The organism is Amycolatopsis sp. 3B14, from assembly GCF_050958625.1.
Taxonomy (GTDB): Bacteria; Actinomycetota; Actinomycetes; order Mycobacteriales; family Pseudonocardiaceae; genus Amycolatopsis_E; species Amycolatopsis_E thermoflava.
Map to the genome: position 1 here is coordinate 1 of NZ_JBHZEN010000099.1, position 11125 is coordinate 11125.

The window sequence follows — 11125 nt, forward strand, 5'->3', positions numbered from 1 at the left end:
GGCCGGCGGTGGCCCGCGCTGGGCTGGGCCTCGGCGCAGGCCCACGCGGCGGTGGACGTCCTGGCAGGCGACCGGCGGTTCGCCGATCTGGTCGGCCGCATCCACGCCGGAGAGGCGGGCGTCGCCGTCGTCGACGCCGCCTGCGTCCACGTCCGGCTCGCCTGGCACGGGGACAGCCTGTCCGGGTCCGTGGACCGGGTGGACGCGGCCGCGCGGTCGCCGCACCTGCTGATCCTGACCGGCGCGCGGGAAGCGCTCCTGGTCCCGCCCACGGCGACGAAGGCGACCCCGCTGCGCCGCACGGGCCTCGGGGGTGCGCTCACGAGTGCGCTGGACGTGACAGCGGGAGCCGATGCGGTGCACCACGTCACCGGTGTCGATGTCACCGCCGCGCGCTGCCGGTTGCACCTGGGCGCGGCAGCCGTCGCGAGCGGGATCGCCGGAGCCGCTGCCGACGACGCGGCCGGGTACACCGCAGTCCGCCGCCAGTTCGGCAAGGCGCTCCGGGACATCCCCGCCGTCCGGATGTCGCTGTTCGGGCAGGCCGCCCGGGCCGCGGCCGCGCTCGCCGCCGCCACGTCCGTCCCGTACGACCACCTGGCTGCGGTCGCGATCGCCCGGGAGTGCTGCGAGACCGCGATCGAGGTGGCGGCCGCGGCGCTGCAGTCCCACGGCGGGTACGGCTACCTCGCCGAGTACCCGGCCGAACGCCGGCTGCGCGACGCGATCTCCCTGCGCGCGGCCGCCGACACCAGCGGCCCCGCCGGTGCAGCCGCCCGCGTGCTCACCGGTGCTTCCCCGGTCACCGCCTTGCCGAAGGAGGAGCGATGACAACGATCCCGAGACCCCTGTCCGCCGCGCTGGACGGCCAGTTCTCGCCGGTAGACGACGAAACCGCGGCGCACTGGCGCGCCGCGGGCTGGTGGGAGGACCGCTCGGTCCGTTCCCTCCTGACCGAGGCCGCGCGAGCACACCCCGACCGGATCGCGCTCGTCGGACGCCGCTTCGACGGCGCCCGGACCACCCGCACCTACCGCGAGTTCGACGACAACGCCCACCACGCCGCGAGCGTGCTGGCGCACCTGGGGGTCGAACCCGGCGACGCCGTGGTCGTCATGCTGCCGAACTGGGTCGAGTACCCGGAACTCGTCTTCGGCATCAACGAGATCGGCGCCGTGTACGCCGGGATCCCCGTGGCCTACGGGCACCGCCAGGCCGCCGACATCCTGCGCCGGAGCAAGGCCAAGGTGCTGGTGATCCCGCGCCGCTGGCGCAGCAACCACCATCTCGAGATGGCGCGCGCCCTGCGGGCCGAGCTCCCCGGTCTGCGGCACATCGTGCTCCTGGACGACGACGATTCCGGCCTGGGGCCGGGGGAGTCGCTGTGGTCCGCCTACGCCGACGTGCCCGCACGGGCCTTCCCCGACCCCGATCCCGACCGGATCTGCTACCTCGGCTTCACCTCCGGGACCACGGGGGAGCCCAAGGGCGCGATGCACAGCCACAACACGCTGATCTACTCGGCGCGGCAGCAGGCGAACCACATCGGCGCGCGCGTGTTCGGCGACCCCATGGTGCAGCTGGTCGCGTCACCGGCCGGCCACCACACCGGCTTCGAGTGGGGCATCCTCTTCACGACGTTGCTCGCCGGCACCGGGGTGCACGTCGACCGCTGGGATCCGGAGTGGGGTGCGCGGATCATCCGGGAGGAGGGGGTGACCACGTTCTTCGGGGCGCCCACGTTCCTGCAGGACATGCTGCGCACCGACCTGGCCGGCGACCCGGCGTGCCCGCTGACCTGCCTGGTGATCGCGGGAGCGCCGGTGCCCCGCAGCCTGCCGGCGCAGGCGTCGGCCGCGCTCGGCGCCTACGTCGCGCCGGCCTGGGGGATGACCGAGTGCAGCATCCTGACCTCGTGCACACCGGACGCGGGGGAGGCCATCCTGCGCACCGACGGGTCGGTGTTCGCAGGCTCGGCGGTCAAGATCGTCGACGCGGACGGCGCCGAGGTGCCGGTGGGGGAGGTCGGGGAGCTGCTGATGCGCGGCCCGGGTGTCGTCTACGGCTACTACGACCGGCCGGACGCCACGGCCGAGGCCTACCGGCCGGGGCTGTGGTTCAGCAGCGGTGACCGGGCCAGTGTGGACGAGCACGGGTGGCTTTCCCTGCGCGGCCGCAGCAAGGACGTCATCATCCGCGGCGGCGAGAACATCCCGGTGACCGATGTGGAATCGGTCATCTTCGACCATCCCGACGTGCTCAACGCGGCGGTGGTCGGCGTGCCCGACGCCCGCCTGGGCGAACGCGTGTGCGCGGTGCTCGTCGTCAAGCCGGGGCGCCCGGAACCGACGGTGAGCTCGCTCGCCGAGTTCCTCCTCGGGCAGGGGCTGTCCAAGCACTACCTGCCGGAGCGCGTGGTCGTCCTCGGTGAGCTGCCGATGACGCCCAGCGGGAAGATCCAGAAGTTCAAACTGCGCGAAATGCTGGGCTGACCCGGAAACGGCTGTGGTGGGGTCAGAAATTCGCCCCACCACAGCCGTTTCCTATGTCGCGCGCGGTTCGATCTCGGGCGCGCCGACCACTTCGGCCCACGCCTCGACACCCCGCTGGAAGGCGACGATGCCCGCCTCCGGCAGCGCGATCTCGATGGCTTCGAGGATCTCCTCGGGGGTGGCACCCGCGGCCAGCGCCAGCCGGACGTGCGTGGCGATTTGCGAGTGCGGGGCGCGCATCACCGTCAGGCTCAGGACGAACAGCAGTTCCTTGGTGCGCTTGTCCAGCCGCCGCTCGCCGAGGTAAGCGGCGGAGACCATCCCGTCCATCGCCTTGAGCAGGTCCAGGTCCGCGCCGGCCAGGATCTTGTGCAGCCGGAAGGCGTACCCGCGCCGCCGGGCGAGTTCGTCGATGTACTCCTGCGCCTCGCTCACCGGGCCACCTTCCGGTCGGCGGTGAGCGCCTGCCGCACGCCGCGGCTGAGGTCGAGCAGTTCCCGCGTCATCAGCGAGCGGGGCCCGCCGGCGACGTGCGGGGTCAGGATGACGCGCTCGGCGTCCAGGAGCGGGCTGTCCGCCGGGACGGGTTCACTGCCGTAGACGTCGAGAGCCGCCGAGCGGAGTTCGTCGCGCCGCAACGCCTCCGCGAGGGCGGCTTCGTCGATCAGCAGTCCGCGGGAGACGTTCACGAGGACCGCGTCGGGGCGCATCTTGCGCAGAAAGGCGCCGTCCACCAGGTGCCGGTTGTCCTCGGTGCCCGGGATGTGCAGGCTCACCGCGTCGCTCGCGGCGAGGAGGTCGTCGAGCGGCTGGTACTCCAGGCCGTCGACCGTCCGCTGTGGACGGCCGCGCAGGGAGGTCCACAGCACCCGGGCGCCGAAGGCGCGCAGGCGCCGGGCGACGAGCAGGCCGACTTCGCCTAGCCCGATGATCCCGACCGTGCTCTCCGACAGCGTCCGGCCGAACGTCACCCCTGGCCAGTTGTAGGCGGTGGATCCGGGGGCCGACGTGCCGGCCGGGACCGTGGCCTTCCGGGTGGTCGCGTCCAGCCGGGGCAGTTCGCGCAGCGCCGCCATCACGAGCAGCACCGCGTGGTCGGCCGTGGCTTCGAGCGCGGGACGGTTCACGAAGTCGAGCGTGATGCCGCGCTCCGCCGCGGCGGCGACGTCGATCGTGTCCCGCCGCTCGCCGAGCTTTTGGATGTGGCGCAGGTGCGGGAGTTCGTCGATGAGCGCGCGGTCCACCTGGGTGCGGCGGACGACCAGGACGCGGCTGCGGGGGTCGATCCGGTACGCCGGGTCGCCCTTGGCCGGCATGTCGATGACGATGTCCGGGATCCGGCCCTGTGTGAAGAGCGCGTCCAGGTCGACCGCCTCGGGGGCGAAGAACTGCTCCAGCCGCCGCCGAGTCGCCTCCTGGGGGCCGCGCATGACGTCGGCAGCCGCCGCGAGCATGTGGTCCCACTCGGGGAAGCTCACGACGGTCGTGTGTTCCGGCATCCCGTCTCCTGTCTGTCTTTGACCTTGCGGTCAATTGTTAGACATTAGACAGGTAGCGTCAAGCGTTGATCCGGTGTCCTCGATGGCTCAGCCTCGCAGGCCGGCCGGCGACCCCTGCTCCGCGCGGTCCCCGGAGTCCTCGGCGGGGATGTCGGCGAGCGCGGCCTTGATGTGCTTGCGGAGGTAGGCGAGGTGCTCGGTGATGGCTGCTTCCGCGGCCTGCGGGTCCTTGTCCTCGATGGCCTGGACGATCCGTTGGTGCTGGGCCACCGTGTGGCGCCCGACCTCGGGCGACAGGTCGAGGTAGCGCACTGGCTCGGACTCGTGGTGCAGCGCGTAGACCAGCGAGGCGAGCACCCGGTTGCCGGACATCCGGGCGATGATCGTGTGGAAGCGCACGTCCAGTTCGGCGATCATCGGGTCGTCGACCGACCGGGTGCGCTGTTCGTGGACGACCTGGCGCAACTCCTCGAGGTCCTCTTCGCCGCGGTTCTCGGCGGCCAGCGCCGCGCACGGAACCTCGAGGTACTGGCGCACCATCGACACTTCTTCGAAGTCGACACTGCCGAGCCGCACGAGGTTCTGCATCGAGGCGCGCACCACCTCGCCCAGTGACTTGTGGTCCACGGGCTGGACGAAGCTGCCTCCGCCGGCTCCGGGCACGCGGCGGATGAGGCCCTGCATCTGCAGGGAGGACAGCGCCTCGCGAATGGTGGGTCGGCTCACGCCGAATTGCCGGGCCAGTTCCGCCTCCGACGGCAGGCGTTCCCCGGTGCCGAGCTTGCTGCTCAGGATCGCCTTCTTCAGCGCCTGCTCGACCTGTTCGCGCGGGCGGAGAATCTTCTCTCCGAGCTCCATCTGCCGGCTTCCTTCCCTGGGTGAACACGGCTCAACGCAAATGTACGGCACTTGGCAAGCGAGCGAGAGTTTGCCCACTAGCGCGATCGTGTGCGATCAGCTCTACATTGACCGGCTTGCTAAATGTCAGTCATTATCAGATCGGCAATATCATACTGATAGTGACGGTTGGTCACAGAAGGTGAGGACAGTGCGTTGCTCATCGGAATCCTGCGGGAGACCGCACCCCGTGAGACGCGGGTCGCGGCGACTCCCCGCACCATCGGGCAGTTGCGGGGGCTGGGCTACGACGTCGTGGTCGAGGCGGGGGCGGGAATGCGGTCCGGCTTCCCCGACGACGTGTACGAGGAGGCCGGCGCGCGGATCGGAGACGCGTGCGCGGCGGACGTCGTCCTCGCGGTGAACGCGCCGCCCGCCGAGCGGCTGTCGGCACTGCGGCCCGGCGCCACCTTGATCGGGCTGGTCGACCCGCGCGGTGACCGGGCCAGGGTGGCCGACCTGGCGAAGCGACCCCTCACGGTGCTGGCGATGGACGCGGTGCCGCGCATCTCCCGCGCGCAGTCGATGGACGTGCTGTCCTCGATGGCGAACCTGGCCGGGTACCGGGCGGTCATCGAGGCCGCGCACGAGTTCGGGCGCCCGTTCACCGGGCAGGTGACGGCCGCGGGGAAGATCCCGCCCGCCCGCGTCTTCGTCGTGGGTGCCGGGGTGGCCGGCCTCGCCGCCATCGGTGCCGCCAGCGCGCTCGGGGCCGTCGTCCGCGCCTTCGACGTGCGGCCCGAGGTAGCGGAGCAGGTCCGGTCGATGGGCGCGGAGTTCGTCACCGTCGGCCTCACGGGCGCGTCCACCGCCGACGGCTACGCGGCTGAGATGACCGCGGCCCAGGAGCGCGCCACCGCGGCGATGTACGACGAGGAGGCCCGCAACGCCGACATCGTCATCACCACCGCCCTCGTCCCCGGCCGGCCCGCGCCGAAGCTGATCGGCGCCCGGACCGTCGCGGCCATGGCCCGCGGCAGCGTGATCGTCGACCTGGCCGCGGCGAACGGTGGCAACTGCGGCCTCACCGTGCCGGGCGAGCGGACCACGACCGAGTCCGGGGTCACGGTCCTGGGCTACACCGACCTGGCCGCACGGCTGCCCGCGCAGGCGTCGCAGTTGTACGGCACCAACGTCGTGAACCTGGTCCGGCTCATGACACCCGGCGCGGACGGCCGCCTGGTGGTGGACTTCGACGACGTCGTCATCCGCTCGATGACCGTGGTCCGCGACGGAGAGCTGACCTGGCCGCCTCCGCCGGTGCCGGTGTCGGCGGCGAGCCCGGCCGCCGCGCCCGGCACGGTGCAGGCGGCGGAGCCGCGTGCGCCCCTGACTCCGGCCGCCCGGCTGGGGATCGTGGCCGCCGCGGCGGTCGTCGTCTTCGGGTTGATCGCGATCGCCCCGGAGCGGCTGCAACAGCACCTGGTCGTGTTCGCGCTCGCCGTGGTCGTGGGGTTCGCGGTGATCGGCAACGTCGCGCACGCGCTGCACACTCCGCTGATGTCCGTCACCAACGCGATCTCCGGGATCATCGTGGTCGGCGCCCTGCTCCAGGCAGGCGGAGGGAGTGCGGTGACCACGGCGCTGTCGGCGGTGGCGGTCCTGGTGGCCGGTCTCGACGTCGCCGGTGGTTTCGCGGTGACCCGCCGCATGCTCGCGATGTTCACGAGGGGCTGAGCGCGTTGTTCTCCGTCGAAACCGCGGCCACGGCCGCCTACGTCGTCGCCGGCCTGCTGTTCATCCTGGCCCTGGCCGGCCTGTCCCGTCACGAGTCCGCCCGGCTGGGCAACGCGTTCGGAGTCCTGGGCATGGTGGTCGCGCTCGGCGCGACGATCGCGGTCGCCCTCGGCCGTGGTCTCCACGGCGTGCCGCTCGTCCTGGTGGCGGTGGCCGCCCTGCTCGGGACGGTGCTCGGCCTGTGGCGGGCCCGGGTGGTCGAGATGACGGGTGTGCCGGAGCTGATCGCGCTGCTGCACAGCTTCGTCGGCCTGGCCGCCGTCCTGGTCGGCTGGAACGGCTACCTGCACGTCGAGCACGACCCGAGGGGCGCTGCCGCGGCCGCCTACCGCGCGGATCACCTCCTCGGCGTGCACAGCGGCGAGGTGTTCGTCGGTGTCTTCGTCGGCGCCGTCACCTTCACCGGCTCGATCGTCGCGTTCCTCAAGCTGTCCGGCCGGATCAGGTCGGCGCCGCTGGCGCTGCCCGGCAAGAACCTGGTCAACCTCGGCGCGGTGGCCGCGTTCGTGGCGCTGACCGTGTGGTTCGTCCTCGACCCGAGGCTGTGGCTGCTGATCCTGGTGACCGCGCTCGCGCTGGTGCTGGGCTGGCACCTGGTGGCCTCGATCGGCGGTGGCGACATGCCGGTCGTCGTGTCGATGCTCAACAGCTACTCCGGCTGGGCCGCGGCAGCCTCCGGCTTCCTGCTGGAGAACCCGTTGCTCATCATCACCGGCGCGCTGGTCGGCTCGTCCGGCGCCTACCTGTCCTTCGTGATGTGCCGGGCCATGAACCGGTCGTTCGTCTCGGTCATCGCGGGTGGACTGGGTGTCCAGAGTGGACGAGGTCCGGTCGCCGGTGCGGGGGAGCACCAGGAGACGAGCCCGGCCGAGGTGGCGGAGCTCCTCGCGAACGCCTCGACGGTGGTGATCACCCCGGGCTACGGGATGGCCGTGGCCCAGGCCCAGTACCCGGTCGCCGAGCTCACCGCGAAGCTGCGCGCCAGGGGGGTGGACGTGCGGTTCGGCATCCACCCGGTCGCCGGCCGCCTGCCCGGTCACATGAACGTCCTGCTCGCCGAGGCGAAGGTGCCCTACGACGTGGTCCTGGAGATGGACGAGATCAACGACGATTTCCCGGGCACCGACGTCGTCCTGGTGATCGGCGCCAACGACACGGTCAACCCGGCGGCGCTGGAGGACGCGGGGAGCCCGATCGCGGGGATGCCGGTGCTCGAGGTCTGGCGCGCCCGCGACGTGGTCGTGTTCAAACGGTCCATGGCCACCGGCTACGCGGGAGTGGACAACCCGCTGTTCTTCCGGGACAACACCAGGATGCTCTTCGGCGACGCCCGGGAGCGGGTGCGGGAGATCGCCGGGAAATTGTGAGCGGGGGGACCGGTCCGGGCGCCGCCCGGACCGGTCGTCCGTCCTATCCGGACACCGGAAGCGCTGGCTCGAGGCTCGGCAGGGACTCCAGGTATCCGATGGTCTCGTTCGTGCTCACCACGTCGGCGTACTTCATGTGGATGTCGAAGAGGTTCACCTTGTGCGAGATCTGGCTCCGGTCCGCGCAGCACTCGAACGGCACGACGACGTGGAAGTTGTACTGGAAGGCGTCCAGTACCGTGGCACGGACGCAGCCGCTGGTCGTCATTCCGGTGACGATGACGGTGTCGCACCCGGCGTGGATCAGGTAGGACGCCAGCGGTGTCCCGAAGAACGCGCTCGGCTTGCTGCCCTTGTTGATCACGATCTCGTCGTCGCGCGGGGTGAGCTCGTCGGGGAGGACGTCCCCGGGCGGGGTGCCCTCGGCGAGCGGGGCGGGCTGCGGGTTGAGCTTCCAGCGTCCGCGTTCCGCCGGCCTGGGCCGGTGGTCGGCCTCCGGGTAGGCCTTGGTGAAGAAGACCGGGATCCCGGCGCGCCGGGACGCGGCCAGCAGTTCCGCGTTCGCCGCCAGGGCCGGCCGCCCCGTCGGCGACCAGCCGGTCGGGTAGGTGGAGTCGACGAACGCCTTCGTCATGTCCACGACCACGAGAGCCGGCGAGGTTCCCGCGGCGATCGGGCGGTCGGGCGGCGCGAACTCCCGTCCGAACGTCGCCAGGTCGGCCGCGGGGATCACATCGGACCAGGGCTTGGTCGTCTCCGGTGTCGGCACATGTCCTCCCACAAGGTAAATGTCTGACATTCGCAGACTAGGAACATGAGGCCCGGTTAGTCAACGCCGGCGCCGGCGACGTAGTCCACGACGCGGGTGCAGTCGAGATCGCCGTAGCCGTCCTCCGCGGCCCGTCGCCAGGCCGCGTGGGCATGCCGGGCGACGTCGACGTCCAGTCCGGCCTCGTGTGCCGCCTCCAGGAACAGTCCCAGGTCCTTGACCACCGCGGCGAAGCTGAACCCGAAGTCGAACCGGCCGGTCAGCACCTCGCGCGGGAACTTCTCCAGCGTGGCGGAGTTGCGGCCGCTGCTCGCGTTGAAGACCTCGATCGCCTGGGCCGGATCGACCCCCAGTCGCGCCAGCACGACCGTCGCTTCCGCGGTGGCCAGCAGTGCGCTCAGCCCCAGCATGTTGTTGGCGCTCTTGACCGCCTGGGCCAGTCCGGGCTCGCGGCCCACGTCGAACACGCGCTCTCCCAGTTCCCCGAGGACCGGCCGGGCCGCCTCGATCCCGGCGGCCGGCCCGGAGACGATGAAGGTCAGCGCACCGCGCTCGGCGGCCACGGTGCCCCCGCTGACCGGGGCGTCGATGTAGCGCACCCCGGTGCCGGCCAGCCGCTCGGCGCACCGCTTGCTGGTCGCGATCCCGGACGTCGAGGTGTTCACCAGGGTGAGTTCGGCCGGGGTGTCGCCGGCGAGCAGTTCGGATACCGTGCCCTCGACCGCCTGCGGCCCGGGCAGGCTGAGGATGGCGAGCGGGGCGGCGGACAGCAGCGAGCCCGGCTCGTCGTGGACGGTCACGGCCGGGAGGTCCGCCAATCGTGTGCCGGTCCGCGGATCCCGGTCGTAGACATGGATTTCCCGGTCCCCGCGCGCGGCGAGACGGCGGATCATCGGCTGCGCCATCCGGCCGGCTCCCACGAAGCCGACATTAATGTCAGACATTATCGTCTCCTGTCGATGTCAGGCGTTGTGAGCCAAGTTATATTGTTCTACACTCGCCGCCAACCTGCTAGACAGAGAGGCAGCACGATGACCACTCACACCGCGCAGAGTCAGGCCACCGTGCCGATCCACAGGATCGCGCTCGCGAGCTTCGTCGGCACCTGCATCGAGTACTTCGATTTCTTCATCTTCAGCACCGCGTCCGCGCTGGTGATGAACAAGCTGTTCTTCCCGGCGCTGGACCCGCTGGCCGGAACGCTGGCGGCGTTCGCCGCGTTCGGGGTCGCGTTCTTCATGCGGCCCTTCGGCGGCATGCTGTTCGGGCACTTCGGCGACCGGATCGGCCGCAAGCGCATGCTGGTGCTGAGCCTGGTGATCATGGGTGTCGGGACCGCGTCGGTGGGTCTGCTGCCGACGTACGCGCAGATCGGCATCTGGGCCCCGGTCTTGCTGGTCGTCAGCCGCATGCTGCAGGGCCTCGCCGTCGGCGGGGAGTGGAGCGGCGCGGTCCTCCTCGCGGCCGAGCACGCGCCCGCGAGCAAGCGGGCGTTCTTCAGCAGCTGGCCCCAGGTCGGGATCCCGGCCGGCCTGGTCCTGTCCTCGGCGGTGTTCTACTTCGTGGGGCTGCTGCCCGAGGACGCGATGATGAGCTGGGGTTGGCGCCTGCCGTTCCTCGCCAGCGCGATCCTGGTCGGGATCGGCCTCTACGTGCGGCTGCGCATCGACGAGTCGCCGGCCTTCCGCGCGGTGCGGGAACGCGGTGAGGTCGCGAAGTTCCCGGCGGTGGAGCTGGTGAAGACCGCGAAGAAGTCGATCGCGATCGCACTGCTGGCGCACGCCGGGAACAGCGTGGTGTTCTACATGGCCTCGGTGTTCGGCCTGAAGTACGCCGCGGACCGGGGCGCGGGCAGCGGAGCCGTGCTGCTCGCACTGATCGTCGCCGCCGCGCTGCAGATCGTGACCATCCCGCTGGCCGCCATCCTGGCCGACCGTTACGGTCGACGTCCGGTCCTGATCGCCGGCGCGGTGCTGACGGTCCTGCTGGCCTTCCCGGTCTTCTGGCTGCTGGGCACCGGCCAGTTCGTGCCCTGTCTCATCGCCCTCGTCCTCGCGATCTCCGTCCTGCACGCGCTCCTGTACGGCCCGGAGGCGAGCTTCCTGCTGGAACTGTTCGAAACCCGGCTCCGCTACACCGGTTCGGCCGTCGGCTACCAGATCGGCAGCATGCTCTTCAGCGGACCGACACCGTTCCTGGCGGCGGCCCTGTTCGCCTGGGCGCAGTCGATCTGGCCCCTCGCGACCTACATGGTGATCGCGGCGGTGCTGACGATCATCGGGGTGTCGATGGCGAAGGAAACGCGCGCCGTCGAGTTCGTGTCCGGGAAGTAGGCGCGGGCGAGCGGCCGGCGGTCACCGCGAA

At 71.2% G+C, this 11125-nt stretch carries 10 protein-coding genes; 5 read left to right on the plus strand and 5 right to left on the minus strand.

The features are described 5' to 3' along the window. Together ACCP09_RS38210 and ACCP09_RS38215 are read left to right on the plus strand one after the other, a co-directional pair. The coding region (locus tag ACCP09_RS38210; RefSeq protein WP_433753869.1) for an acyl-CoA dehydrogenase family protein at positions 1 to 831 on the plus strand (831 nt) is incomplete at its 5' end. Then, positions 828 to 2492, plus strand: a complete 1665-nt coding sequence (locus tag ACCP09_RS38215) for an AMP-binding protein (protein ID WP_433753871.1) — start codon at positions 828 to 830, stop codon at positions 2490 to 2492. The genes ACCP09_RS38210 and ACCP09_RS38215, both read left to right, overlap by 4 nt. A 51-nt stretch (positions 2493 to 2543) precedes the next feature. Here the strand turns inward: ACCP09_RS38215 and ACCP09_RS38220 are convergent, their stop codons facing one another. From ACCP09_RS38220 to ACCP09_RS38230, 3 genes are all read right to left on the minus strand, one after another. Continuing rightward, a complete protein-coding gene (locus ACCP09_RS38220) occupies positions 2544 to 2927 on the minus strand; it encodes a carboxymuconolactone decarboxylase family protein (RefSeq protein ID WP_027931068.1) in 384 nt (127 codons plus the stop codon). Continuing rightward, the gene (locus tag ACCP09_RS38225; protein ID WP_433753873.1) at positions 2924 to 3991 is read right to left on the minus strand and encodes a 2-hydroxyacid dehydrogenase; all 1068 of its coding nucleotides are present in this window, start codon (positions 3989 to 3991) and stop codon (positions 2924 to 2926) included. Before ACCP09_RS38225 ends, ACCP09_RS38220 begins: the two co-directional genes overlap by 4 nt. A gap of 87 nt (positions 3992 to 4078) precedes the next feature. Continuing rightward, positions 4079 to 4849 carry a FadR/GntR family transcriptional regulator gene (locus ACCP09_RS38230; protein ID WP_051362690.1) on the minus strand — a complete coding sequence of 257 codons (771 nt, stop codon included), beginning with the start codon at positions 4847 to 4849 and terminating at the stop codon, positions 4079 to 4081. 195 nt (positions 4850 to 5044) lie between these two features. Between ACCP09_RS38230 and ACCP09_RS38235 the strand changes: the two genes are divergently transcribed. Both ACCP09_RS38235 and pntB read left to right on the plus strand, forming a co-directional pair. Further along, positions 5045 to 6565, plus strand: a complete 1521-nt coding sequence (locus ACCP09_RS38235; RefSeq protein WP_433753875.1) for a Re/Si-specific NAD(P)(+) transhydrogenase subunit alpha — start codon at positions 5045 to 5047, stop codon at positions 6563 to 6565. 5 nt (positions 6566 to 6570) lie between these two features. Next, the gene (pntB, locus tag ACCP09_RS38240) at positions 6571 to 7992 is read left to right on the plus strand and encodes a Re/Si-specific NAD(P)(+) transhydrogenase subunit beta (protein WP_433753877.1); all 1422 of its coding nucleotides are present in this window, start codon (positions 6571 to 6573) and stop codon (positions 7990 to 7992) included. Positions 7993 to 8035: 43 nt separating this feature from the next. Here the strand turns inward: pntB and ACCP09_RS38245 are convergent, their stop codons facing one another. Further along, entirely contained in the window at positions 8036 to 8761 is a 726-nt protein-coding gene (locus ACCP09_RS38245; RefSeq protein WP_208722323.1) for an isochorismatase family protein, read from the minus strand. A 56-nt stretch (positions 8762 to 8817) separates the two neighbouring features. Beyond that, complete coding sequence (locus ACCP09_RS38250) at positions 8818 to 9705, minus strand: NAD(P)-dependent oxidoreductase (RefSeq protein WP_433753879.1); 888 nt, start codon at positions 9703 to 9705, stop codon at positions 8818 to 8820. 87 nt (positions 9706 to 9792) lie between these two features. On the opposite strand from ACCP09_RS38250, the gene ACCP09_RS38255 reads away from it, so the two are divergent. Further along, complete coding sequence (locus tag ACCP09_RS38255; protein WP_051362687.1) at positions 9793 to 11094, plus strand: MFS transporter; 1302 nt, start codon at positions 9793 to 9795, stop codon at positions 11092 to 11094. Positions 11095 to 11125: the final 31 nt, after the last annotated feature.

What these genes read in the sequence shown, in the direction of transcription:
- ACCP09_RS38225 (WP_433753873.1), bottom strand. Translation starts at nt 3,991, where the DNA reads ATGCCGGAACACACGACCGTCGTGAGCTTCCCCGAGTGGGACCACATG.
- ACCP09_RS38215 (WP_433753871.1), top strand. Translation starts at nt 828, where the DNA reads ATGACAACGATCCCGAGACCCCTGTCCGCCGCGCTGGACGGCCAGTTC.
- ACCP09_RS38255 (WP_051362687.1), top strand. Translation starts at nt 9,793, where the DNA reads ATGACCACTCACACCGCGCAGAGTCAGGCCACCGTGCCGATCCACAGG.
- ACCP09_RS38250 (WP_433753879.1), bottom strand. Translation starts at nt 9,705, where the DNA reads ATGTCTGACATTAATGTCGGCTTCGTGGGAGCCGGCCGGATGGCGCAG.
- ACCP09_RS38230 (WP_051362690.1), bottom strand. Translation starts at nt 4,849, where the DNA reads ATGGAGCTCGGAGAGAAGATTCTCCGCCCGCGCGAACAGGTCGAGCAG.